Source organism: Haladaptatus marinus (assembly GCF_051194195.1).
On the sequence record NZ_JBLZNK010000004.1, the window covers coordinates 268,063 to 294,891 of the forward strand.

Sequence of the window (26,829 nt, forward strand, 5' to 3'; positions counted from 1 at the left end):
GAGGAACGGGGAAAAAGTCGGTCAGTGTCGCACTCGGACGGCAGTGCTCGTGGTGAGGGCCTATTCGAGGGACACGAACGGAATCGTCGCCAGACTATCAGCCGAGTATTCCAGCGCTTCTGCTTGATTCACACCGTCAGGAGTAATCAGATCCATAATCCGTGGGGCCATGTCCGCCGCGCCCGCCTTCGCGCCGCCGAAGACGTAGTCGGCGTTCTGCTCCGCGACCGGTCGGAGGGTGCCACGGTCTTCGGACTGAATCATCGGAACGACGGAGAGGTTGGCAGCATCGACTCCGTCGAAGGCGGTTCGGTCGAGACTCACGGTGACTGTGTTGGCCGACGTATCGACGGACTCCCGTAGTTGAACGGTGTTGCCGTCGGCGTCGGTTACGGGTGCACCCGACGCATCGACGACACTCTTGGTGAAACCGCTGATTTCGAGGCGATACTGCCACGGTTGTTCGAAGGAAGCGGTGGCGCCGAGGTCACCGAGTCCCGCCGTCGTGCCACCGTCCTTGCTCGGGTCGCGCACCCACACGACGAACATTTGCGGGGAAAAGCCGCGACTGCTCCCGAAGGCGTTGTACAGGTTCTCCACTTCGAACGTGAACCGGTAGATACTCGGCGTCTGTTCGACCGTCACCGAGCGCAAGTCGAACGCGCCGTCCTGGAACGCACCGGCCGTCGGGTAAGTGTAGCTTCCCGAACCGTGGTCGTCGCCCGTCGAATCCGCGAAGGATGCGACAGTCGCAGGTGGCTTGACGGCCACCGTTTCCGATTCCAGCGTGGTTCCATCCGTCGTTTGGACGGTCACCTCGTACGTTCCCGGCGTGTCGATGCTGTAGGAGAATGCGTACGTCTCGTTCGAAGCGTTCGGCGGGAAACGGACGTTCGCGCTGGCCACGACTTCGACATCGACCAGCAGTTCGACGGTCGTCCCGCCGATGTAGTCGCCGTCGTTCGATCCTGTCGCCGTAATGAACGGCTCCTGGACGAACGTCTCGTTGTCGATGGTAACGTCGATGTCCTGCGTCGGCCGTTCGTACGTCGGGAGATTACGAACCTCCGTCCTGGTTGCCGGACGGAGTCGAATCGCAGTACCTCCGGATTCTATCATCGAGGCCAGCACCGTCGTGGATGCATCGACGATAGCTTCGTCGATGCGGACAGCCGTGAGATTCTCGTCGTACGCGGCGTCGATGCCATCGGCGTAGAGTTCCGCGACGTATTTGCCCTTGGTGTGACCGTTCCCTCGGCCCTTGTCGTGTCCTTTCCCCTTGTCTTTTTTGTGCCCCTTCCGCTTTCCGGGCGCGGCGTCGAGGAAATCGAGGTGAATATCGAGGGCACGGCCGTTCTCGTCGGTCATCGCGCCGACGAACCACTCCTCGCCTTTCCGACGCGCGGTAATCATATACTCGCCGATTTCGGCGTCCACGACGCGTGTGTCGTCCCAGCCAGCGGCCGGAACGTCCTCGATGAATTGGAAGGCATCGACCGTCGGGCCGCGAATCGGATCCGTCTCCGGGTCGGGCATCGATTCGCCGACCGCGGTGAGGGCGACCGCGTCGAGATTGAACCCGCCGGTATCCTCGTCGGTCAACGTCAGTGAGAGAGTGTTCTCGCCCGACTCCAACGAGACGGTCACGGAGACCGTCTCCCAAACGTCCCAGTAGTCGGTCGAGGGGACGGACACTTGCGTTTCGTTCGAACCGTTGACCGCCACGGTCGCCGTCCGAGGTGTATCAGCCGGAACGGCGTTGTTCTCTTCATCGCTGGCGTAGCGGAGGTGGACATCGTACTCCCCCACATCCTCGATATCTTCGACGGTCCACGAGACCGTCGCGCCGCTGTCGATACGGTTGGGGTCGACCGGAACGTACTGCCCGCCCTGCGCGTTGGCCCATTTCGCGGCCGTCGAGAAACCATCGCGTTCACCGAACTCGGCCTGTGCGACATCGCCAACATAGAGAGTCGCCTCCTGCTCGGCGAGGTAGGAACTCGGAAGATCCGCGACCATCTGGAGACCGCTGAAGTAACTCGGATACATCGCGAGTTGCTTCGCCCGCGTTGTCTCGATACCGCCCGACCCCGAGTCCATATCGAAGATACCCGGGGTGTACTCGACGGGACCCCCGAGCATTCGCGTGAACGGGAACGTGACGTGATGAGACGGGCTGACGTACCCGAACGAGTCGTACTCCTGTCCCAAGACGCCCTCGCGGGTCATCACGTTCGGATAGGTTCGGCGCTCGCCGGTCGGCTTGATGGGTTCGTGAATCTCCAGCATCTGGCGATGCTTGGCCGCCTCTTGATACACCAGTCGGTGATGATTGACGAGGGGTTGACAGTGGTGGTTGTACGTCGTTCCGTCGATTGAGACCCCGCTGTCGGCGACGTATCCGGTTTTGATGGAATGAATTCCCAAGTCGTCATAATCGGCGAACGGATTGGGGGTTTCATCGAGCAACTGGGCTTCGTAGTTGGAGATGTTGCCCGCCGTTTCGTTGTGTGCCGTCATCCTGACTGGCGGATCGAGTTGCTGGCCGTATTCCGTAACTGCCTGAATGTCGAAGTCGGGATACGACTGGTCGAAATCCATGGCGCTCCCGTCGCCGGGATACGTGCTCCAGCCTTCGTTCCACCCTTCGACGAGCACACTCGGAATGCCGTGTTCGCTGGCGAAGTCCATGTACCGTTTCATCCGGCCGGTCTGTGCGCCGTGGTTGCCGGTCTGTGGGCCTTTGTACTCCCAGTCTGCTCGCCCAGTAATCATCATCCACCAGACGCCGATGAACTTCTGTGGTTCGATCCAGTCGGTTCCCTGTGGGAACTCGGCAGGGTCGGCAGGTTCGTTGAGATTGAGAACGAGACTGGATTCGACGAGGTCACCCGGCCGCGCACCCACCTGAATCGTCCGCCACGGGGTTTGATGCGGGGCCGAAGTCGTCACTTTTGTTCCGTCGGGCAGCGGTGCCAGCGTGGATTCGAATGTCGTCGAACCCTCGGACGCGGGTTCTACGGCCATCGAGGCGTAATCCACGAGATTCGCCTCGTGGATGCTCAAATACGAGTCGTCGTCGGCCTTCATCGTGATTGGCGTATGTGCGCCGCCGAAGGAGCTTTTCGCGCCGATCTCGCTCAGTGGTGACTCCGTATGAGAGTACTCGTAGCTGTTGAAATCGTTCTGAATCCACCACGCGGTGTAATCCCCGGCAAAGGCGAACTGCGTTCGTTCGGCGGTGATGACGAAATCACCGAAACCGCCGTCCTCGGGGAAGACGTATCGGAACCCGACACCGTCGTCGAACGCACGAATTTCAAGCGTTAGCGCGCGGCCCTCGTCATCGGTTTCCTGCAATCCGACTCGAAGCTCTCGATAGCGTTCGTCGATTTCGTCGTACTGATCCCAGACTGGCGTCCAACTCGTGTCGGTCGTCGACCGCTCGCTTCCCGTGACGGTGACCCCGTCGTGAAACGCGTCCTGGTTCTGGAACTCGAAACCGAGTGATGACTGGTCGATAACGGTGGTTCCGTCATTGATGACGCTGTAGCGTGGGACGCCATCCGAAATATCCACCGTCATCTGGACGGTTTCGTCCGGTGAGGAGACCGTTTGCGTCGCCGAATCGTCGCCTTCGGTCACCCGTGCGGCCGTTTCATCCGCGATCGCGAGCGAAAACGACGAGGTCGCGAGCAACGATGTGAGACCGCCGACGAACGTACGACGGTTAACTCTCGGAAACGAATGCTGAAATTCTTCATCAGACATGCTTTCAGAAAAATGTGCATCACGGCAATAAATGTAACTACAAACATAGAAAATATTATCGTGAGAACAAGCGGTTTCACTCGACTGTTCGCAATTTACGCGGGACACTTCCCCACCACCTTTCGTACTCGGGGAGTCTCCGGTTAAAATCCGCCCGTACGGTCACCGTTGGCCAATGACGAGGACAAAATCGTGGCGTATTGTTTCGTTCGTCACCGATACGAAATTCGTACTGAACAGGCTGGATCATGATAGTTAGTATTGCCCTATTTCTGCAAATATGTTCCCGACAGGTACGTTTGACCCGGTCGGAACAATTAGATGCGAACCATTTTGAGGCACAGATACAGATGTTTGGTTCGGCATTGGATGTCTCACACCCATCAGTTTTATCAGTTACCGCCCCGTAGTATTGGTCATAGTGTGCAATACTAACTGCGATCCGGCTGAAGTCGCGCGGCGCGTATACGACGAACAAGCAGAAGATATCTTCGTCCTCGACGTTCGGAACGAGGACGATTACGAGGAGTGGCAAATAGACGAGAGTCACAATCTCCCAATCTACGACCAACTTCTCGACAAAAGCTTCATCGGACTGCGGGCGTCGCTCGACGATATCCCCGATAGCGAGGAAATCGCCGTCGTCTGCGTCGGCGGAGTTACGTCCGCGAGGGCCGCGAACTACCTCCGCGACCGGGGCTACGACGCGAAATCCATCGAAAACGGCATGAACGGTTGGGGCCGCGCCCACCGCGAATACGAGGTCGGCGAGGTGGATGGCGTCGTGCAAATCGTCCGTCCCGGAACGGGTTGTGTCTCGTATCTCGTTCACGACGACGATGAGGCAATCGTCGTGGATCCGAGTCAATACATCGACGTGTACCTCGATGCGGCCGAGGAACGAGAACTCGATATCATCGGCGTCGCCGACACCCACGCCCACGCGGATCACGTCTCCGGTGCACGCCGATTGGCTGGCGAACTCGATGTTCCATACTATCTCCACGCGAAAGATGCCGGTGAGCTCAACCGCTTCACCGAAATCGAGGATGGCGAGACTCTCACGGTCGGCACGCGGGAACTCGCTGTCCTCCATACCCCGGGTCACACGCCCGGTAGCGTCTCGTTCGTCTTCGGCGACACCCTCCTCAGCGGCGACACCCTGTTCCTCCGTAGTGTCGGCCGTCCGGATCTCGAAGACGGGTCGGAGGATGCAATCAGGGAGGCCGCGAGCGAACTGTTCGACAGTCTCGAACGGATGACTGGCCTCGGTGACGAAACGGTCGTGCTGCCGGGGCACTTCGACGACGAACGGATTCGCCCGCTCGCGACCAACCTCGGGTCGCTTCGAATGGAGGCGAACAACGAACTGCTGAGCTACGTCGAAAGCGACGACGAAGGGGAATTCGTCGAAACCATCGTCGAAAGCCTCTCGGACGAACCCGCCAACTACAATCGGATAAAACAGATCAACTGGGGAAAAGAACAACCCGGCGGGGATGTCGAATCGCTCGAACTCGGCCCCAACAACTGCGCCGCAAACTGACACCGTAGTAACGAGGTCGGTGAGGAAACCGGCCGTCGTCTCCCATCGCTGGAAGGACGAGTGCTCCAAGATGGATACGGGCGCGAAGGTTCGAACGTGTCGAAGAAATGCTTTCGCCCGTCGCCACCGTTCTTCTTCATATGGGTACTCGACCAACTGAACCGACCATTCCGACCGAGGAGTCGACCGACGTGACGACCGTCGAGGTTCGGTGTACCGGCCACGTTCGAGGCGCGGTCGGGACACCGCGCCTCACGTTTACTTTTGAGGGGTCGTCGCTCCGAGCGTTTCTGACGGCGTTTTTCGAGAAGTACGACGTGGAAGACATGCTAATTGCCGAGACGGAAGCGGACGCGACGACGAACGGATGGGCGAAGATGGCCGCCGAACCCCCAGGTACGTGGCGAAAAAACCCTGAAGGCGAACAGGCACGTCCCTACGTCCGAGTGGCCATCAACGGAACCTTCAACGAACATCTCGACGGGTTGGATAGCCGCTTGGAAGACGGCGACCGCGTCTCGTTGATGTATCCGTTCATTTTCTGCTGTTAGGTCTATCGACAGCGATGCATTCTGTGTGGTGCGACGGACGATTCCGGGATGCACACCAGAAACACTGACCAGACAAATTGGCCAGTACTACTGAATAGTATTATCGAGTTCCATGACCATCCGAACCGAGGAATTCACCCAGTACGCGAGAAATACCCCGTGAAATCATATTGACCAACAACACCAATCAGCAACACTGACCAGAATTACTGAACAGTAACACTGATCATGATACTTGCTACGCGAGTCGGATGGTACCAGAACTCCAGTATGGAGTAACACTATAAAATCATACTCCAGAATAATACTGCCCAGAAACACTTTCTGAACGGCATTCTCAGCTGAGGAATCCTACATTGACCCGGTTTCGGACAAAACCGTTTGGAGACAGTCGAAATTAAATCGTAACGCTCCGAACATCCACGTATCGTCGGAACCGATGGGCATCGATTACTCACTACGCCGAAGGATGTCGCCCGTCAGCTACGAAGCTGACAGATTAGTATTACTATTCAGTATTACTGACGAGAGTTGCTGGTCAGCACTACTGAGCAGTGCGTCTGACAAGTATTTTTATAGGTGCTGTACGTTGCGACCGATACATGATTTCGTACACCGTTTGGTCGGAGGCTGGAGGCGTCGGGAAGACGACGCTCTCGGTCAACCTGGCGGCGGCGCACGCCCGGCGTGGCGAACAAGTGCTCGTTATCGACATGGATCCGCAAAACGGTGGGCTGACTCACCATTTCGGCGGGGAAGTGTACCGAGAAGACCCCGAAGTGGACAACCTCGTCCGGCACATGGTCGAACGGCCAAAAGGTGATTTCGCTGACCTGGTTGTCGATGTCGAAGAGAACATCGACCTGGTTCCGGGTCACAATATGTTAGAGTCGCTCGAACGGAACCTCACACGTGCGGCACAACTAGAAGAGGACATGCACGACGCGAACTATCGCTGGCCGAAAGAAAAACAACTTCGGCGGGTGCTCGCCGACGCCGACGTTCCATCGACGTACGACGTGCTCATCATCGACCCACCCGCGACGGTCGGACAACACATCTACAACTCGATTTACGCGACATCCAACCTCCTGATTCCGGCCGAACTCTCGGCGAAAGGTGCACAGAGTGTTGAGGGGCTTCGAGATGTCGTGACCAACATCGAAGAGACGCTCGGCGATATCGAAGTCGGCGTACTCGGAGTCGTTCCGAACAAGGTCGCGAACACGAACGTTCAGCGCGAATACCGTGCTCTGCTCGGCGAGCAAGACCTCCCGATTACACCGGTCTCGATTCGTGAACGCGGATCGATGCTCGGCGACGCGTGGGACGGGCAGGTGAGCATCTTCGAACTTGCGACGAACGACGAGTATCGAGACCTTCGGGACTACGAGCGGGAAACGCTCGAAAAATTCGACCGACTCGCCGCGTTCATCAGCGAGCAGTTCGACACCCCGGAGGCGACAGCATGAAATCCGGTGCCTCCGATCCGTTCGCGGACGATACGTCCGACGACGCCGTCGAACAATCGGAAAACGACGAAACGGAAAGCGCCGAATCAGAGGCGGAGGAAGAACAAGTGAACGAGACCGGCCGAGCACGTCAGTCGGGTCAAGCCGACCGGACAAACCAGGGAAGTCAAATTGGGCAGTCTGACGAAGCAGTAACACCAGGAAGTAATACTCATCAGATTAGCCGAGAAGACTTACCACTCACGCTTCGTCGCGACAACGTAAAGGACGAACGCGAAAACGTCCACCAACTGTTTGTCCAGACCGGTACGGACGAACGCGCGAAAGACGCGGAGCGCGAACTGGAATCGCTCGTCGGTGAAGACGTGTATCGACTCGACGCGCGCGAAGCGATCTACCTCGCCGGAATGCAGAACCTGACGGAAGCAGCGGAAATCCTCCGCAACTGGGGATACGATCTCTGACAGCCGTTTCCTAACCCTCCCCGAGGACTCCGTCTGTGAACGGAATATCGACAGTTCCGTCGAAACCGCATCGAGAGTCCTGCCTAATGGAAAGCTATAGGGGTAGCAGTCGTCAAATGACGACCACGAGAATGTCTGAGGAGGAGTACAACCACGCGGCAGTTGAACGACGGTGGCAGGATGTGTGGAACGAGGACGGAGTCTATCGGACACCGGACGACGCTACAGACCCGACGTATGTATTGGGGATGTTTCCGTATCCGTCGGGGAAGCTCCACATGGGACACGTCCGTAACTACACGATCACGGACGCGTATGGCCGCTACCGCCGGATGTGCGGTGACGACGTGCTACACCCGATGGGGTGGGACTCGTTCGGCCTCCCCGCGGAAAACGCGGCGAAAGAGCGCGACACTGACCCACGCGAATGGACGCTCGACTGTATCGATACGATGCGGGGGCAGATGAAGTCGATGGGATTCGGCTACGATTGGGAGCGCGAAGTAACCACTTGCGAACCGGAGTACTACCAGTGGAACCAGTGGCTCTTCCAACGCTTCCACGAGGAAGGACTCGTGGAACGGAAGGCCGCGGAAGTAAACTGGTGTCCCTCCTGTCAAACAGTGCTCGCCGACGAGCAAGTTGAGGGCGAGGACGACCACTGCTGGCGCTGTGAGACGGTCGTCGAACAACGAGACCTCGACCAGTGGACGCTTGCCATCACCGAGTATGCCGACGAGTTGCTCGACGGAATCGACGACTTGGAGGGCTGGCCGGACAGCGTTCGCCAGATGCAACGCAACTGGATCGGCAGACAGGAAGGCACTACGCTGGAGTTCAGCGTCGACGGCTACGGCCCCGTCGAGGCGTTTACCACTCGCATAGACACCGTCTTCGGCGCGACGTTCTTCGCACTCGCCCCGGATCACCACATCGCGGAGGAATTGGCCGGCGAAGACGACGACATACGTCGGTTCATCGATGAGGAAGCCGACCCGGATGGCGACGAACCGAACGGCGTCGAGACCGGACTGACCGCCACCAATCCTGCGACGGGCGAGGAAGTACCGGTGTTCGTGGCCGACTTCGTGCTCTCCGATGTCGGAACAGGCGCACTGATGGGCGTACCGGGTCACGACGACCGCGACCATGCGTTCGCATCGAAGATGGGCGTCGATATCACCCCCGTCGTCGCACCCGAACCTGAATCGGATGAGCCAGACGCACCGGACGTGAGCGAATCGGCGTACACCGAAGACGGCGTGCTGGTAAACAGCAACGACTACTCGGGACTGGCGAGCGCCGAGGCTCGTGAACGCCTGACGACCGACATCGACTCGGCCGAGTTCCATACGCAGTACCGCCTGCGCGACTGGCTCATCTCCCGCCAGCGATACTGGGGAACGCCCATTCCGGTAATTCACTGTGACGACTGTGGCCCGGTCATGGTTCCCGAGGAGGAGCTGCCGGTCGAACTGCCGGCGTTCATCAACACGACAGGCAACCCGCTGGATGCCGCCGAGGAGTGGAAGCACGTCGATTGTCCGGACTGCGGTGCGGATGCGACCCGCGAAACGGACACGATGGACACCTTCATCGACTCCTCGTGGTACTATCTGCGCTACATCTCACCGGACTTCGAGGACGCGCCGTTCGAGACGGAACGAGCGAACGATTGGATGCCGGTCGACCAGTACGTCGGCGGCATCGAACACGCCGTGATGCACCTGCTGTACGCCCGATTCGTCACGAAGGCCATCTCTGACCTCGGGATGTTGGAGCAGCGCGAACCGTTCACGAACCTGCTGGCGCAAGGGATGGTTCAGTTGGAGGGCGAGAAGATGTCGAAATCGAAGGGGAACACCGTTTCCCCGCAGCGAATCGTCGAGGAGTACGGTGCCGACACGGCCCGACTTTTCATGATGCAGGCAGCGCAGCCGGAACGCGACTTCGATTGGTCGGAGGAAGGCGTTCGTTCGACGTACCGTTTCCTGACCCGATTGAAGGAAACGGTGGACGGATTCGACTCCGCGGCAGCCGACGGCGATGACGACCCCGTCGCGAGCTACGTTCGGAGCGAGATAGACACGGCTGTCGCCGTTGCAAGCGACGAGTACGACGAGTTGACGTTCAATGTCGCGCTCCGGGAAGCACAAGACCTCGTCGGCACGCTACGCACCTATCGGGAGTTCACCGACGTTCACGCTCCGACGTTCGAGCGCGGATTGACGGTTGCGATCAAACTGCTGGCTCCGGTCACGCCGCACATCGCCGAGGAGTTGTACGACGAACTCGGCAACGACGGCCTCGTCGTCGACGCCGAGTGGCCATCGGCCGATATCGATACGGACGAAGCTTCCGAGCGTCGGAACCTGATCGAGAACACCCGCGAGGACGTACGCAACATCGTCGATGTCGCCGGAATCGAGGAACCGAAACGTATCGACGTGGTCGTCACGCCCGAATGGAAGTACCGTGCCCGTGAAATCGCCATCGAGAGTGACGCGGACAACCTCATCTCCGAACTGATGCAGGATGGCGAGATTCGGGAGAACGGCGACGTGGCTGCCTCCTACGGCCAAGATTTACAGGCCGAGCGCGAGGCGCTGACCCATACGCTGACGCCCGAAACGGAGTACGAAGTTCTGGAGCAGGCGACGTGGCTGGTCGAACAGGAGTTCGACGCCCCAGTGCGGATCCTCCGTGCCGAGGAAGCGGCCGACGATGTCGTTCGAAAGGCCGAGCCGGGACGGCCCGCCATCGACATTCAGGAGTAACGAACCCGCAACGATACTGAATTGGGAGATTCAGTTCGCCGATTAACTGTGACGGGGCGCTCTCACGCGTCCGAGAGTTCGATGGAGTCACCGGGTAAAGGCGAGAAAATGATTGGACGCTAGTTTCGCGGTCGAATTCGTCGTACTGTTCATCATTCGGTGTTCAGCCACCGAGGAACAGTTTCAGTCCGTGGTGGAGCGATATACGAACCAATGCCGTACAGAAATGTGGAGAGTACAGGGAGATCCACCAGCATGAACGTGAACATTCTCGAGACGACTATCGAAATCGACGAGACCGCTATCGCCGAATCACCCGCTGTTATCCGCGAACAGGTGCGTCAGTACGAACGAGGCGACCGTCAAACGTTCGACCTAACGGTCACCGTTCCGAACGGAGTTAGTGGCAAGGTGATGACCGCGCTGACCAACATCCCATACGGGGAAACACGAACCTACGGCGAAATCGCCGCCGAACTCGAGACGACAGCCATCGTCGTCGGCCAAGCGTGTGCGCGAAATCCCGTGCCGCTGGTTCTCCCCTGTCACCGTGTCGTTGGCAGCGATGGCGGTCTCAAGGGCTACTCGGCGGCCGACGGCGTCGCCACCAAACGCCAATTACTCGACCTCGAAGCACGAGTGCAGGGGACGACACCGATTCAGTCGCAGTTACCGACGCAGACAGGTGAGCGGACAAGCTGATGTTATGGACACGGTTGTGTCTGCACAGCGCGTCGTCGAAACAGGAAGCCCCGCCCTTTAGGGCGGGGAGGAGTCACTCGTGACGCTCTGGCGAAGCCGACCGGCGATTTCGGCTCTGGACACTCTGGGAGAATCCTCTTTCCACACTCGGGTGAGGACGAGATCTAATAGATTCAGTCGTTCCAGTAGTTGACGAGCCTCGTCCCGGTCGATGTTCAGTTCGCGCGTGACCTCGTGTATCGTTATCGAAGACTCGACTGCGTCGGCAAGTCGGTCGATTGTCACCCCGTTCGGGAGTCCTATTCCGTCAGCAACAAGTTGCTTATCTCTGATACTTTTCATCGAGTCGTCTCCCTCCGAGTCCATTCCATCCGGTTGTCGGACGGCGGCAGTCACCTCGGGATCGTTCTCCGGGCTCCCAGTGGTATTTTCACCTCGCGTCGACGACGTGCTGCTATTGTTCCGTTCCGGTGACGCTCCGTTCTCAGCGTTTGAACTCGACACAGTGTTGTAGGAGTCCGGTTCGTGGACGCCTGCTTCACTCATGTAGCGGCGGGCAGTCTCCGCAGAGACATCCATCTCGATCACGTCGGCCATCTCGTTGAACGTATCACACGATTCATAGATTCGTTGAAGGTACTCCGTATCTTCAAATGGTGGGAGGCCCTCGGTTCGCACCGCATCAAACTCGCTTTTATGGGGTGATTCCCCCTCAACGACAGAAGTGTGTGTGGAATCCGGTCGGGTTTCGATTTTTCGTTCGTCCGTCTGTTCTTTGATTTCGTCTGTACTCCGACCCGAATCGACGGTTCCCTCTGAAGTGCTCTGGCAGGTATGCTGTGCCGAGTTCTTTCGTGCCGCAATCTCGAGTTGTTCCGTCTCATCGCCGTCGGCGATGGTCACGATGGACGTCACCAGAACTGTTCCATCTTCGATGCGCACGCTATCCGCTTCTTCGACCGACACTCGACCGTTTTCGATTCGGTTCGCCGTGGGGAGAGAAGACGACGGAAAGTTAATCTGCAAGCCACCGTCTTCCCGAATCGCGGCGGACGTCGGTGAGAGATCATCCTCTGCATGTTCAGACAGCGTCGCACACAGTGGAACGGCAATATCGACGGTAGCGCGTAACTCGCTACTCGACTTGTCCTGGTCGGGTCTAGTCACCTCCACGCGCCGTATTTCTGCCCGCCCCGACTCGTATTGTTCGAGTATCTGGGAGAGCTTCCGAAATATGTTACTCGCTCCCATGGGTATGATTATATCTAACTTTGACAGAGGGGATATAGGTACCTCATTAACTATCCACATGTTTAAGTGGCGTCCTACTCGTCGTAAACGCCGAGGCTTCCTCTCTAAAAGGATTACCAGCCAAATCGCTGACAGTGGATTTCGACTCTACGAATGCCGTGAGTGTCATCTGCGAGGGCGTCTCGCTCTGCTCACGGTGAGTCGTGGCCCCGTCACGAGGGGTCCTATCCCGAGGCGAGTCATCGCATCCGGTTTCCCAACGATGCTCTCTCACCACGGGTCTACCCGGTTCGCCATATTCGTCGCACCATTGGTGTCTCCTTGGAACGTTGAGGGATGGCAAACATCGTTAGTACACAAAAATTCCCTTGCTCATCACGGTATCCAATATGCCCGCAAGCATGACAGGTTTTACTCGACGAAGAACGCAACCTCGACACTGCGTTTCACGCGACGTTCGGTAATGATGTATGACCGATTACGCCCAATCTTACCAATTTGATTCTATATATGGCGATCTGTTCGTTTTAGACCGATAACGGTGCACAGAGAACACTGTTCGCATCGAACCACGCTGTTTTCGACCATATCGGGTTCCGGCGACCTCCACCAGTTCGAGAGATTGGCTTGTGAACTCGGTCGTGAAGAGAAGGCTGAGCAGTCAATATATAAGTATTTTTCAAATTATTTTTATTAACAAATAAGTCCACGCTCTTCGTTGCCCAACCGCCGTGAAATTAGTTCTCGATCTACAAATACTACTTCATCTAATTTAATCAGAAGTTGACAGATTTTCGAAAATGATTCGCTCGTGAATGGATTTCCCTCAGAAAGTCTACTTAAAAAGGTTGGTTAACCTGTATATGTTAACATTATAGTACTCTTGTGAGGTATATGCCGAAAAAGACGACATGACCAACCGACCAAAAATTGCGAAGCAACCGCATTCGAACGCACCTGCACGTTCTCGACCAAACACACGACACCAATATGTCAATTATAGTTAGATCGCACATCAAGCACGAGCGACTCGCTCTCTCCCCCACGTTGCGAAATCTCGATGAGATCAAGATCCGAGTTGTCACACAGGTAAACACTAATCCAGGTACGACTGTCTTTCCATTTCTTATCGAGTACGACGATCGTAAAGAGCTCCAGAAGACGCTCGACGACGACCCGACAGTCAACGAATATGAGCTCGTAGATTGGACCCACGGGACGGGAATCTACTACATCGAGCATACGCCCGAGACGAAACTCATCAGCACCGTGGTAACGAATGTGAACGGTCTCTTAGTACAGACGGAGACGGAAGGGAATGGTTGGCTCATCAGACTGCTCCTGCCCGATAGAGAGGCTCTCAACAGTATCTGGAAGTACGCAAACGAGAACGACATCAGGCTCGACATCATCGAGATGTATAGTAGCGACGATGCCGGAACCGAGACGTCTTACGGGTTGACCGACGAACAGCTGATCGCGTTAAAAACCGCGTACGATAAGGGGTATTTCCAGGAACCACGCGACATCTCGCTCAGTCAGGTCGCAGACGAGATTGACGTGTCATCGACGGCTATGAGTGGCCGACTGCGCCGCGGAGTTCGGAACCTCATTGCCGCGACGATCTCGGAGTACGACAGCGAGAAGTGATCGTCGGCGGCAGCGGTCGAGGCGAGAACGCCCACGTTACTGTCTCCAGCCATCAATGTGCACCTAAAAATGAGGGCTCTGTCGAGAGAAAACTCAGTCCGTGGTCTCGGGGTCAGCACCTCCCTTGACATCTGTTACTATATCACCATCGGTGATAATATCGACGTCATCCTCCGCGGACATGTCCTGGACACGCTCAGCGAACTGTTGGGATTCCAAGATTTCGTACTCGTTATTGAGGCCCTGATAGACTGTGAAGCACATCAGGATGAGGACGAGCGCTAACGGGAAGCCGGTCGCGATCGCCGCGGTTTGGAGCGCGTCGAGACCGCCACCCCACAACAGTAGGGCGGCGACAGCGCCTTCGGTGACCGCCCAGAAGATACGCTGTACCTTGGGCACGTCGTGCTTCCCGCCAGAGGTCAGGTGGTCAACGACCAGCGATCCCGAGTCAGACGACGTTACGAAGAACGTAATGACGAGTAGTGTGGCCAACCCGCCGGAGATGGCACCCAACGGGAACTGTTCCAGTAGAGCGAACATCGCGACGGTTTGTCCAGCCTCGTTGTAGATGGAAAGGACTTGACCGTTACTATTCAACGAGTTGTATAGCGCGCTCCCGCCGAACGTCGACAGCCAGATGGTCGAAAACAGCGACGGAAGGAACAGCACGCCGATGACGAACTCCCGGACTGTTCGACCCTTCGAAATACGCGCGATGAACATCCCGACGAACGGCGACCATGCGATCCACCAGGCCCAGTAGAACACTGTCCAGCCAGAAACGGTCGCTGCACCCTCACCTTGCGTGCCGGTGAAGAACGATAGGGATAGGAGATTTCCGAAGTAGGTACCCAGACCCTGCACCCACGTGCCGAAGATGTAGACCGTGGGGCCGATGAGAATCAGGAACGTCAGCAGAATAATCATCAGGTAGAGATTTATCGTGCTCAGACGTTTGATACCTGCGTCGAGACCCGCTGCAACAGAGGCCGTCGCGATGGCCGTGATACCGACGATAAGGATCATTTGTGGAACCGTCCCCGTCGGGATGTTCACGATGCCGAGTATGTCACCACCGACGTACGAGAGTCCGGTGTTGATTTGAGCAACCCCGAGACCGAGTGAGGTTGAAAGGCCGAACAGCGTCGCAAACACTGTCACTAGGTCGATGACGTGTCCCTGCCACCCGTAAATCCGCTCGCCGAGTAAGGGCCAGAATATCGACCGGAACGTCAGCGGCAGACCGCGATTGAACGAGAAGAAGGCGAGGCCGAGTCCGACCAGTCCGTAGATGGCCCACGGATGGAAACCCCAGTGGAAGAAGGTCTGTGCCATCGCGGCTGACGCCGCTTCGCCGGTCTGAGCCTCGAAACCGAAGAACCCCGGCACGTTCCCGTAGTAGTACAACGGTTCCGAGACACTAAAGAACATGAGGCCGATCCCCATTCCGGCGCTGAACAGCATGGCCATCCACGAGAAGTCGCTGAACTCCTTCTCGGCTTCGACGCCACCGATTCGAATCGACCCGTACTTCCCGAATGCGAAGTACAGGATTGTCACCATGTAGACGTTCACTGCCAGAAGGAAGAACCATCCGAAGTTCCCTTCGAAGAAGCTACGAATCGACATGTAGATGTCGGCTGCCTGATCACCGAGGAGCAGGGTCAATACGATGAACAACCCGATCAACCCCAGCGCAACCGGGAATATGACTGGGTGAATGTCGAATCCGAACTTCTGAATGTTGTTGTCGCCCGGCTCCCGGTCGGTCTCGGGGTGGAACAGCTCTACCTGTAATCCCCCAGTCATTTCTTCGGTGGTATCTTCACTTTCTGCCATACGTTGCCTCCGAAACGTGGAGTAGCTGTTGCTCACTCGACATCATGATTTTTGACCTGTGTTGTGGACAGATTGACATTTTTGGTACCTCGCGGCGTTCTGACGTGGATTACATCCGTTCATCGCTGTCTTGGCGTTCAAATAGTGAGGGATGGGATACTGCCCCACTATCGATCCTCTACCGTACTGGATCGTGGTGTGTTACATACCGTTCTGGATTGTGGAGTGCTACACAACCTCAACCCCTTCATCTGATTGTAATCTAATAAATCTTCGGTACGACCGAAACGTCAGCGGCTACATACCTATCGTTCCGGCGCGAAAACAAGCAACCTCGGTCGGTTCGTGTGCGTAATGGCCGTCAATTGCCCGTCGAAACATATCATGATTAATAATTTTAGTGTCGTGTTTGCCCGTCTCATACGAATCTTCCCGGATTTGATCGATCCACTCCGGACGAGTTCGAAGGCAGTAGATCAGGTGCCGATCCGGGTGACAGCACGACTGCCGATACCACCGAGAATTCGAACGTCGTTACCGAGGCAATTGTGGTGAGACCCGGCGGCAGTATTTTCTTTCCAGGTCGAGATACCACCGATATGATTAATATCCTGGCGACCGCCGTTTCCGGTCTCATTCTGCTCCTGTTCGGAATCGCACTGCTAGCGATGTCGTCCGGAGAGTTCCAAGTAGCGGGACTGTGTTTTCTGAGCGCGGCGATCGTGATATACATCAGAGAAACGCGACTCGTCAACCCGTGATAAGGGCAGACACTCGGATCGTCACGCGATACTGATGTACGATCCGTGGACGGTGTCAGTCGAACAGTCACTACAGTCCGTTGGCATCCATCCGTCGAGTGATGACGGGTACCGTTGCACTGCGAACCACCTTGTCCGTCGTTCCTCCTAGGAGGTTGCCGAGTTTTCCTCGGTAGGCGGATGCCATCACGATGGCATCCATCCCTTCTTCGTTCGCATACTGCACGATTCGGTCGCTCACCGACCCACTCTGAATCGCGGTCACACATTCGACACCGTGTTCCGCAGCGTTGTTACTTAATTCGGCCATTATCTCCTCACCATAATCTTCGTACTCCTGGCGGAGCTGTTCTTCGTCATCCCGCAACGCGGGTGCACGAGGTGCCCCTGGAAGGTCGATGACGTAGAGCGCATGGACAGACGAGCCCAGCGCACCGGCTAGCTCTATTCCGTGGTTGGCGCCTACCTTTGCTTCTTCGCTCCCGTCGTAGGGAATTAAGAGTGTTTCGTACATAACCACCAGACAGTCTAGTCACTGTAATCGGTTATCAAATAAGTTTTCACCTTGATCATCTCTCGAGTCGGAAAACCGACTGGTCTTCTGCGGACCGTGAACACAACTATATAGTTTTCGTGATGTTTTCGACAGAATAGCCGGCCGCTTCGACAGCGTCGATTATCGAGCCCGCGTGTTCCGCACCGCTGGCCTCGACTCTGAACACTAAGTACGCTTCACCGATTTCTAAGTCGTCGACGGAGCGGTCGTGTCTAACATCACGGATATTCGCACCCTTGTCCGCGATGATTCCGGATATCTCCTCCATCTTCCCAGGTCGGTCGTTGATGCGGACGCGGAGTCGAAGGAGTTGCTGGCGTTCGGTCAGCGCGTGAACCACCACCGTCTGGAGACCGGTCATGTCGAGATTACCGCCACAGAGTAGCGGCATCACGGTTTCGTCCGTGACGTCAAGATCATCGCTCAAGATTGCGGCCACGGACGCTGCCCCGGCGCCCTCGACGACCTGCTTCGCTCGCTCCAGCAACAGGAGAATCGCTCGCGCGATTTCAGTATCAGTGACGGTCACCACGTCGTCGACGTTTTGCTCGATGATACGCAACGTCGTCTCGGAAATGCCCCCGGTCGCGATACCATCCGCGATGGTGTCCACCTCGTCAAGCGTCACCGGCATTCCCTTGTCCAAGCTCTCGTGAACCGTCTCGGCTCCGGTCGCTTGGACGCCGACCACGCGGGTCTCCGGAGAGAGGTGCTTGATTGCTGTCGAGACCCCGCTGATGAGTCCACCGCCACCAATCGGCACTACGACCGTATCGACGTCGGGATTGTCGTGGTACATCTCGATACCGAGCGTCCCTTGGCCGGCGATGATATCCGTATCGTCGTAGGCGTGAACGAACTCGGCGTCGGTCTCCTCGACCATCGATTTGGCATGGGCCATGGTCTCCTGAAAATCCTTGCCGACGAGTTCGACGATCGAGCCGTATTCCCGTGTCGCGTCGATTTTCGCCTGTGGGGCGTTCTCCGGCATGTAGATGGTCGAATTTGCGCCACACTTCGCGGCGGCGAGTGCGACTCCCTGAGCATGGTTTCCCGCGCTAGCGGCGACGAATTCGTCGACGCCAAGTTCGACGTCCTGCCGTATCTTGTTGTACGCGCCTCTGGTCTTGAACGACCCGGTCCACTGAAGATGCTCCATCTTCAGATACACCTCTCCGCCGACGAACTCGCCCAGGGACGAGCTTTGTTCTATCGGAGTCTCCTTGACGACGGTGTCGTCGTCGAGACGTTCGCGGGCGCGTTCAATGTCCGCATACTGTACGGGTAGTTTGTCGGGTTCAGTCGTTGTCATTGATTCGTGGTAGATTGGGGGACATCTCCGAGACGGTCAACGTGAGATACTAACACCAGGTTATCGAAGTATCTTCTCTCGGCCGGGATCGAACAACGGTTCGTCGCGAACTGTTGCGTCGTACAGTTCGTCCTCACACCGTATCTGAACCGACGTCCCGGCCTCGGCGTATTCGCTCGGGACGTACGTGTAGGCGATTGACTCACCGATGGAGTACCCGTAGTCGGCGGCTTGCACGTAGCCGATACATTCGCCGTCTTTAACGATTGGCCGACCGCTCAGCACGATATCCGTCGAGTCGTCGAGCGTAAGGGGGGTGATGCGTGTGTCGATTCCGTCCTCTTTAGCCTCTTCCAGCGCCTCTTTCCCGATGAAATCGGTGTCCATGTCGACGGCGAATGGTAGGCCTGCCTCGAACGGATTCGCGTCGGTGTCGATATCGGTACCCCAGAGTCTGAAGCCTTTCTCTAAGCGCATCGACTCGAGGGTGCCGCCGCCCATCGGCCGCACGTCGAGATCCTGCCCAGCCGTCCACAGTGTTTCCCAGAGCCGCTGGCCGTACTCGCTCTTGGCCCACAGCTCCCAGCCGAGTTCGCCGACGTAGGAGACACGGAGTGCGATGACGGGCACCTCGCCGACGTAGATCTGCTTGGCGTTGAAGTATGGGAAGTCGTCGTCGGTGACGTCGGCGTCGGTACACCGTTGAAGCAGAAGTCGGGAGTCCGGCCCCCACAACCCGATGGTGGATTTCGCACCCTCTTCGATGGTAACCGAAACCGTCGCTGGGGCGTGATCCTTGAGCCAGTTGCCGTGGATACCCGGCGAATTACCGCCGCCGGTAGTAACCATGTACCGATTCTGGTCAAGACGGACGACGGTGACGTCCGCGAGAATGCCTCCACCCTCGTTCAACAGCAGAGAGTAGCGAACCTGGTCGATATCGATATCAACGTCGTTGCTGCAGACCCGCTGGAGGAACTCGCCGCTGCCCTCGCCTTCGACCATGATGGAACTGAACGTAGTCATGTCGAACATCGACACTTTCTCGCGGGTGTGCAGGTGTTCGACACCCTCAATCGGCGATCGGTTTATCGACTGCCAACCATCTTGTGCGGGAATCCGATCCTCGTATCGCTCTATCAGATCCGCGTTGTATTCGTACCACTGCGGCGTCTCCCAACCACCGGATTGGTAGAACTCCGCACCTAGTTCCTTCTGCTGGTGGTAGAAGGGACTGGTGCGCAGGCCGCGGTGCTCGTCCGGCTGCCAGCGTGGCTCGACGATACTGTAGACCTGCTCGTACCGCTTCGATCCACGGTCGACGAAATACTCTTTCTCGCCGGCGTGAGGCGCGAACCGACGGACGTGGATGCCACCGGTGTCGACCGTTTCCGACGGAAGTCGCGGGACGCCGTTCTCCATCCACTCAGCGAGGATGCGACCGTAGCCGCCGGAGTGAGTCCACCAGATAGCGAGTGCGGTCCAGAGCCCGTCGACCTCAGCCGTCTCGCCGACGGCTGGCATCCCGTCCGGCGTGAAGACGAAGATGCCGTTTTCGGTGACGGCGTACTCTTGATTCTGGGTTCCCGGGAGGAGCTCGTCGAACGCCTGCTTTGCAGATTTGTCTCGGTTTGGATGGGTCGGGCGCTCCCAGTGTTTCCTTGAAAAACCCCTGACCGACGCTTGGCGGTTCTCGCTATTCTTCCCCATCGCCTCGGGATCGACAGATAGCGATTCGTGGTTGTACGATCCCATGCCGAGGGCGTCTCCGTGGGTTCGAAAGTACAGCGAGTGATCCTGGTCGCGGCCGACCGGGCGATGTGGTTCCTCGCTCATGTACTCCTGGATGTCACGGTTACCCGGCACCTCAAGGCCGGTCGTATTGTCGCCAACAGAGGTTCCAGCGTCGGCTAACTCGTCCATCGGTTCAGTGACGACATACTGATGTTCGACAGGCGCGATCGGGAGATCGATTCCGGCCAACTGTCCAGTCTGGTATCCCCAATTGTTCGTCGCGATGACACAGCGGTCGCACTCGATGCGACCTCGGTCGGTGACGACTGCTCGTATCTCGCCACCCATCACTTCTAAGTCCGTCACCTCGGTATCGCCGAAGAAGTTCGCCTCGGTGTTCTCGACGTACCACCGGAGGGCCGCGATGCCGTCTACGCGACCGTCGGTCGGCGAGTAGTAGCCCCCGAGGATTTCGTCCTCGTCTACCAGCGGGAGGTGCTCGGTCACTTCCTCGGGTGAGAGTAACTGCGGATCCGGTAATCCGTAGGAAGTCGCCCACTCAACGCGACGTTGAAGGAAGTCCATCCGTTCTTCGCTCCGGGCTACCTCAATGCCACCCACTTCGTCGTATACCCCGGCGTCGGAGAACAACCGACTCGTATAGTGCGCCGCCTTCGTCTGAATCTTCGACGGCGACGTCTGAAACATGATACCCGGTGCGTGAACCGACGAACCGCCAGTAACCGGCAGCGGGCCTTGATCAATGACGGTGACGTCGTCGGCGCCGAGTTCCGTCAGGTGGTACGCGACGCTACACCCGACAGCACCAGCTCCGATGATGACGGTGGTCGATCGTGATGGGAAATCCGTTGTACTCATATCTTTCGTGCTGCAGTGTAACTGTCACTATCTTAAATACACCGGTGACGGTTCGTAAGATGTGCGGTTATCCGGCGTCAGAAGGTCTCTCTCCCTGTTTATCGTTCATTTTGAGGAACCCACGGTTTGAGCGACGCGTCCTCAACGACTCGCTGACGTGAACCACAGCATGACAAAAAGGAGAGGTGAGTTGGTATATCTCTGACCGTCGGTGAGTGCCGGTCGCGACCGTCAGGACACCAGCGGTTCTTCTCGGACGGTCGCAGGGTACCGCTCACCCTCGTAGAGTACCTCCACCTCGGTGCCAGGTTTGGCGTACTCGGGGGGGAGGTACGTGTACGCCACACAGGCCCCGACGGTGTACCCGTACTCCGCACTGTGGACGTAGCCGATGGTTCTGTCTCCGTCGAGTACCGGCCGGTCGGTCAGTATCACCGCGTCCTCGTCGGCCAAGGTCAAGCAGGCGACTTCGTGGTCGATATTGTCGCCTTCGGCAGCCGCGGCGACGGCCTCCTTGCCGATGAAATCAGTATCGAGGTCGACCGCCCAGTCGAGGCCAGCCTCCGAGGGGTTGTGCTCGGTGTGGAGGTCTCTCCCCCACAGCCGGAATCCCTTCTCGATGCGCAGAGCGTTCAGCGCACCGTTTCCGTACGGTCTGATGTCGTACTCCTCGCCTGCGTCCATGATGTGATTCCAGAGCGTCTCGCCGTACTCAGATGGCGTATACAGCTCCCACCCGAGTTCGCCGGCGTACGAGACACGCAGTGCGGTGACTGGTACGTTCTTCACGAAGAACTGCTGACTCGTGAAGAACGGGAAGGCTTCGTCCGAGAGGTCGACGTCGGTAACCTTCGAGAGCACCTTGCGGGCGTTCGGCCCAGTGCAGACCATTGCGGCCAGACTGGACGTAACGTCATTGACGACGACTTCCTCCGGAGACTGTTCCCGAACCCACGCGACGTGGTTGTTTCCGACTTCGCGGCCAGTTGTGAGCAGAAGATAGCGTTCCTCGTCGATACGCGTGACGGTGATATCTGCGCGCACGCCACCGCCCTCGTTGCACATCAGCGTGTACTTGACATCGCCGACATCGATGTCCATGTCGTTCGTACAGAGGTACTGGATAAAATCGCCAGCCTCGTTCCCGATGACCTCGATTTTGTTGAACGAGGTCATGTCGTGGAGACCGACCTCGTTACGGACGTGTAGCGTCTCCGCGCCCTCGATGGGCGACCAGTACTTGGCTTCCCAGCCGTCGCGCTCGGGGATCTGGTCACCGTATTCAGCCAACAGATCGGCGTTCGATTCGAACCACTGGGGCGCCTCCCACCCAGCCTCGGCCCACAGCTCGGCGTTGAGTTCCTTGTGACTGTGGTACATCGGCGTCCGGCGGATGTCTCGCTGTTTATCAGTCCACACCCACTTGGGATGCATGATGTTGTAGACGATGCGGTACTCCTCGCCGCCGATGTCGTGGGTGAAGTCCCAGCTGCCTTCGTGGGCGTCGAACCGGTTGACGTCGGCGTGCGCGAGGTCGATGGAACCGTCGGGCAGGCGCGGGACGCCGTTTTCCATCCACTCGGCGAGAGCTTTCCCGGCACCGCCGGCGTGCGTGACCCAGATGGCCGCCGCGGTCCAGAGTCCGTCGTACTCCTGAACCGGCCCCATCACGGGAAGCCCGTTCGGAGACTCGGCGAACATCCCGTTGTATTTGAATTCAAGGTCCTTGCCCGCCGTGGCGGGAAGGAATTCGTCGCTGGCCTGCCGCGGCGGTTTGTCCGGACGGTCAGGGTGGGTCGCGTTGTTCATGTGGTAGTCGGTGAACTCGTGAACCGACCCCTGCTCGCCATCCGGGTCGTTGCCGCCCAGTTCTTGGGGATTCGGAACGATTGGCTCGTGGTTGTACGAACCGATACCGTAGGCGTTCCCATGCGTCCGATAGTACATCGCGTTGTCTTGGTCTCGCAGAATGGGGCGGTCGGGACCGATGAGGAGGCGTTTCGCCTTCTCGCCCGAGACGTTCTGGTAGTTCTCGAACAGCGGATGGTCGGTGATATCGACCGCGCTGTCCGACATCTCGTCCAGCGGTTCGGTTATCGTGTACTGGTGCTCGACGGGCGCGACCGGCAGGTGAACGCCGAGTTTCTCGCCGAGTTGACGGGCCCAGATGTTCGTGGCGATGACGACCTCGTCGCATTCGATAGTACCGTTCTCCGTGACAACTGCTTGTATCGAATCGTTCTCGATTTCCACATCCTCGGTTCGGGTGTGCGGGACGAACTCGGCGCCCTGTTCCATCGCTTCCCGAGCAAGCGCGTCGCAGGCGACGACTCCGGAGACTTGACCGTCGGTGGGCGAGTAGTAGCCCCCGAGAATCACGTCCTCGTCAACCTGCGGGAGATGGTCGGAGACCTCCTCGGGCGAGAGGAGTTGCGGGTCTTCGATACCCCACGAACTTCCCCACTCGACGCGTCGCCGGAGGAAATCCATACGCTCCTCGCTCCGGGCCACCTCGATACCACCGACCTCGTTGTAAGCCTGCTCGCCGTCTTCCCCTTCGAGCGAGGAGTACAGCTTCCGGCTGTAGTTCGCGAATTTGGTGAGTATCTTCGAGTCGGCAGTCTGGAACATGATACCGGGTGCGTGGGACGAGGAGCCACCGGTCGTCGGCATCGGTCCTTGGTCGATGACGACCACGTCGTCTCGGCCAAGCTCTGTTAGTTGATACGCGATGTTGCAGCCGACGATGCCAGCACCGACGATGACGGTGTCGGCCTGGGTCGGCAGGCTGTCGGTCGTATCCATAAATCTGGTTCAAAAGTGACTGTGGTGCGCAAATATAGTTATCGCCTGCAATAGTCACGTTCCCCGATTCATAAGATAAATAATACCTTGAGTTTGCGAAAATGTCGATATCGGTACGAAGACAAAGTTCTAACGAATCAGATGGTGGCGACGACAGCCTTTAAGGGACGAAAGAGGATCGCAGTCATCCCGTTGGGGATGGGTCGCTGACACGACTTCTGCAGATCTCTACTTAAATGTGTTTTCATGGGCACCCACAGACAAAAGTACCCTCACCATCATTTCTGCGTCAGATATGTCCTCAGGATTGCGTGCCGGTACGCAACGGAAAGATGTCGAGGATCTCCTCACCGGCGCACGGTACGAGTTGATGCCGTTCGACAGCTTCGATGACGAAATAACTCACCTGCCAGACGACGCGACCATTGCCATTACCACATCGCCGCAACTCGGCATCGAGCGGACTGTCGAACGCGCCGAGCAGGCTGCTGAACAGGGGTACGACGTCGTTCCCCACGTCGCTGCGCGCTACGTCACCGACCGGGAACATCTCGAAGACATCGCACAACGGTTAATCGACGCCGGTATCACGGACATTTTCGTACCGGGTGGCGACCGCGAGGAGCCAGCCGGGGAGTTCGAGTCCGCCTACGATCTGCTCTCGACGCTCGACGATACGGAATACACTTTCGACGAGGTCGGTATCACCGGCTATCCGGAAGGTCATGCCTTCCTCGACGAAAAGACGCTGACCGATTCGATGGCCAAGAAAGAGCCATACGCGACCTACATCGTCACCCAGCTCTGTTATGATTCGGATACCGTTCTCGAGTGGATCGAAAATATTCGTAACCGAGGCATCGATCTCCCCGTCGAAATCGGCATCCCGGGTGTAATGAAATATCAGCGGTTGATCAATATCTCTCAGAAGGTCGGCGTCGGCGACTCAATAAAGTTCCTCAATAAAACGACCGGCATCATCGGATTCATCCGCCAACTCGTTAGCTCGCGGGGGAAATACAAACCGAACGAACTCGTCGACGACCTCACACCGCACGTCGATGACGGGACGTACAGAATCCGCGGTATCCACATCTACACGTTCAACCAGACGGCCGACACCGAATCGTGGCGTCGCGTTCGGATTCAGAACTAGTTGTGAACGTACGAAGTTATTGAGTAGTAGTTGCGCTCTGCCGTCCTTCCGACTGTGGTTTCGAACAGTGGGTGGCCTGTCATACTGTAGCAGCACGAAACACAGATTGTCGACTTTCCATCATACTCTGTCGAAGGCTAGATTATTTTGTATCCAGTCCGGTAGGCTAAACATGACGTACGACATCGTCCGCGGGACAGACTCGACCGTCGCTGAGTTCCTCGAAGCTGAACGCGCTCGACAAAACGACACTCTGGCGATGATCGCGAGCGAGAACCACGTTTCGGAAGCTGTCATGGAGGCCCAGAGTTCGGAACTTACCAACAACTACGCTGAAGGATATCCGGGCGAGCGATACTACGGCGGCTGTGAATATGCCGACGAAATCGAACAGTTGGCCATCGACCGCGCAAAAGAATTGTGGGGCGCAGACCACGTTAACGTCCAGCCTCACTCGGGTTCGCAAGCGAACATGGGAGTGTATCTGGCGATGTTGGAGCCAGGTGACAAAATCCTGTCCTTGGATCTGACCCACGGTGGCCACCTCTCACACGGCCATCCCGCGAACTTCGCGGGACAGGTCTACGATGTCGAGCAGTACGAGGTAGACCCCGAAACGGGATACATCGACTACGAGGGTCTGTATGAGATTGCCGAGAGATTCGATCCGGATATCATCGTCTCCGGCTACTCCGCGTATCCCCGAGAGGTCGACTTCGAGCGCATCCAGGCAACCGCAGCCGCTGTCGATGCCCATCACGTAGCCGACATCGCACACGTTACTGGATTGGTCGCCGCGGGTGTTCACGAGTCGCCCGTGGGCGTGGCGGACTTCGTCACCGGTTCGACGCACAAAACCATTCGTGCCGGACGCGGCGGTATCATCATGTGCGACGAAGAACACGCCGACGACATCGATAGCGCGGTTTTCCCTGGTTCTCAGGGCGGGCCGGCGATGCACAACATCGCGGGAAAAGCGGTCGGTTTCGGCGAGGCGCTTGATCCCTCTTTCGACGAGTATGCCGAACAGACCGTCGCTAACGCGAAGGCGCTCGGTGACCGGCTGCAAGAACGCGGCCTCGACCTCGTCTCGGGTGGCACAGACAACCATCTCGTGCTGGTGGATCTCAGATCATCCCATCCAGAAACGACGGGGAAGGAGGTCGAAACGGCGCTAGAGAACGCCGGTATCGTCCTGAACGCGAACACCGTCCCGGGTGAGACGCGATCGCCGTTCAATCCATCGGGCATCCGAGCCGGTACGCCCGCGCTCACGACCCGTGGATTCGGCGTGGAATCCTGCCGCGAGGTTGCCGACCTCATCTACGAGGTCGTCGACACTCCCCACGACGAAGCCGTCATTGCCGACGTTAGCGGTCGCGTCGACGAACTCACTGACGAGCATACCCTCTACGACTGACGGTTCCGCCTGGGGGAATATCGTTGTCACGTACGGTTTCTCGGTTTCTCGAAAATAAGAACGTCAACCGCTCGTACTGCTTTCTACAGGCTGAACAGGCCGAGTGACTCGGGGCTTGGCCTCGAGGCGGTTCACTGTACAGTGTGAGGATTATTCCTATGATGTCCTTTGAACCGTTCC

Annotated in this window: 17 protein-coding genes; 10 read left to right on the plus strand and 7 right to left on the minus strand. The window is 57.6% G+C overall.

Annotated features, from left to right (window positions below; genetic code table 11):
* Nucleotides 1-60 precede the first annotated feature (60 nt).
* Nucleotides 61-3,771 carry a glycoside hydrolase family 97 N-terminal domain-containing protein gene (locus ACN2TU_RS15255; RefSeq protein WP_435156538.1) on the minus strand — a complete coding sequence of 1,237 codons (3,711 nt, stop codon included), beginning with the start codon at nt 3,769-3,771 and terminating at the stop codon, nt 61-63.
* A gap of 421 nt (nt 3,772-4,192) precedes the next feature.
* On the opposite strand from ACN2TU_RS15255, the gene ACN2TU_RS15260 reads away from it, so the two are divergent.
* The 6 genes from ACN2TU_RS15260 (at nt 4,193) to ACN2TU_RS15285 (ending at nt 11,283) form a co-directional block, all read left to right on the plus strand.
* Nucleotides 4,193-5,317 (plus strand): MBL fold metallo-hydrolase, encoded by a 1,125-nt coding sequence (locus tag ACN2TU_RS15260; RefSeq protein WP_435156539.1) that lies wholly within the window; start codon nt 4,193-4,195, stop codon nt 5,315-5,317.
* Between the two features lie 140 nt (nt 5,318-5,457).
* A complete protein-coding gene (locus ACN2TU_RS15265; protein ID WP_435156541.1) occupies nt 5,458-5,868 on the plus strand; it encodes a MoaD/ThiS family protein in 411 nt (136 codons plus the stop codon).
* Between the two features lie 602 nt (nt 5,869-6,470).
* Nucleotides 6,471-7,340 carry a ParA family protein gene (locus ACN2TU_RS15270; protein ID WP_435156543.1) on the plus strand — a complete coding sequence of 290 codons (870 nt, stop codon included), beginning with the start codon at nt 6,471-6,473 and terminating at the stop codon, nt 7,338-7,340.
* Nucleotides 7,337-7,804, plus strand: a complete 468-nt coding sequence (locus ACN2TU_RS15275; RefSeq protein ID WP_435156545.1) for a DUF7970 domain-containing protein — start codon at nt 7,337-7,339, stop codon at nt 7,802-7,804. Before ACN2TU_RS15270 ends, ACN2TU_RS15275 begins: the two co-directional genes overlap by 4 nt.
* Nucleotides 7,805-7,935: 131 nt before the next feature.
* Nucleotides 7,936-10,581, plus strand: a complete 2,646-nt coding sequence (gene leuS / locus ACN2TU_RS15280) for a leucine--tRNA ligase (protein WP_435157044.1) — start codon at nt 7,936-7,938, stop codon at nt 10,579-10,581.
* Between the two features lie 255 nt (nt 10,582-10,836).
* Nucleotides 10,837-11,283, plus strand: a complete 447-nt coding sequence (locus tag ACN2TU_RS15285) for a methylated-DNA--[protein]-cysteine S-methyltransferase (protein ID WP_435156546.1) — start codon at nt 10,837-10,839, stop codon at nt 11,281-11,283.
* 57 nt (nt 11,284-11,340) lie between these two features.
* On the opposite strand, the gene ACN2TU_RS15290 is transcribed toward ACN2TU_RS15285, so the two are convergent.
* Complete coding sequence (locus ACN2TU_RS15290; protein ID WP_435156548.1) at nt 11,341-12,534, minus strand: DUF8073 domain-containing protein; 1,194 nt, start codon at nt 12,532-12,534, stop codon at nt 11,341-11,343.
* A gap of 990 nt (nt 12,535-13,524) precedes the next feature.
* On the opposite strand from ACN2TU_RS15290, the gene ACN2TU_RS15295 reads away from it, so the two are divergent.
* Entirely contained in the window at nt 13,525-14,184 is a 660-nt protein-coding gene (locus ACN2TU_RS15295; protein WP_435156549.1) for a helix-turn-helix domain-containing protein, read from the plus strand.
* 93 nt (nt 14,185-14,277) lie between these two features.
* Here the strand turns inward: ACN2TU_RS15295 and ACN2TU_RS15300 are convergent, their stop codons facing one another.
* Nucleotides 14,278-16,026, minus strand: a complete 1,749-nt coding sequence (locus tag ACN2TU_RS15300; RefSeq protein WP_435156550.1) for a BCCT family transporter — start codon at nt 16,024-16,026, stop codon at nt 14,278-14,280.
* Between the two features lie 599 nt (nt 16,027-16,625).
* Here ACN2TU_RS15300 and ACN2TU_RS15305 point away from each other — a divergent pair.
* The gene (locus ACN2TU_RS15305; RefSeq protein ID WP_435156552.1) at nt 16,626-16,787 is read left to right on the plus strand and encodes a hypothetical protein; all 162 of its coding nucleotides are present in this window, start codon (nt 16,626-16,628) and stop codon (nt 16,785-16,787) included.
* 70 nt (nt 16,788-16,857) lie between these two features.
* Here the strand turns inward: ACN2TU_RS15305 and ACN2TU_RS15310 are convergent, their stop codons facing one another.
* The 4 genes from ACN2TU_RS15310 to ACN2TU_RS15325 all read right to left on the minus strand — a co-directional run bounded on the left by ACN2TU_RS15310 (nt 16,858) and on the right by ACN2TU_RS15325 (nt 24,073).
* On the minus strand, nt 16,858-17,301 hold the full coding sequence (locus ACN2TU_RS15310; RefSeq protein ID WP_435156554.1) for a universal stress protein: 444 nt from the start codon (nt 17,299-17,301) through the stop codon (nt 16,858-16,860).
* Between the two features lie 106 nt (nt 17,302-17,407).
* Nucleotides 17,408-18,655, minus strand: a complete 1,248-nt coding sequence (gene ilvA, locus ACN2TU_RS15315) for a threonine ammonia-lyase (protein ID WP_435156556.1) — start codon at nt 18,653-18,655, stop codon at nt 17,408-17,410.
* A 60-nt stretch (nt 18,656-18,715) separates the two neighbouring features.
* On the minus strand, nt 18,716-21,268 hold the full coding sequence (locus ACN2TU_RS15320; protein WP_435156557.1) for a GcvT family protein: 2,553 nt from the start codon (nt 21,266-21,268) through the stop codon (nt 18,716-18,718).
* Between the two features lie 231 nt (nt 21,269-21,499).
* Complete coding sequence (locus ACN2TU_RS15325; protein ID WP_435156558.1) at nt 21,500-24,073, minus strand: GcvT family protein; 2,574 nt, start codon at nt 24,071-24,073, stop codon at nt 21,500-21,502.
* Nucleotides 24,074-24,368: 295 nt separating this feature from the next.
* On the opposite strand from ACN2TU_RS15325, the gene ACN2TU_RS15330 reads away from it, so the two are divergent.
* Nucleotides 24,369-25,229, plus strand: a complete 861-nt coding sequence (locus ACN2TU_RS15330; RefSeq protein WP_435156560.1) for a methylenetetrahydrofolate reductase — start codon at nt 24,369-24,371, stop codon at nt 25,227-25,229.
* A gap of 172 nt (nt 25,230-25,401) precedes the next feature.
* Entirely contained in the window at nt 25,402-26,649 is a 1,248-nt protein-coding gene (gene glyA / locus ACN2TU_RS15335) for a serine hydroxymethyltransferase (protein ID WP_435156561.1), read from the plus strand.
* The last annotated feature ends 180 nt before the right edge of the window (nt 26,650-26,829 follow it).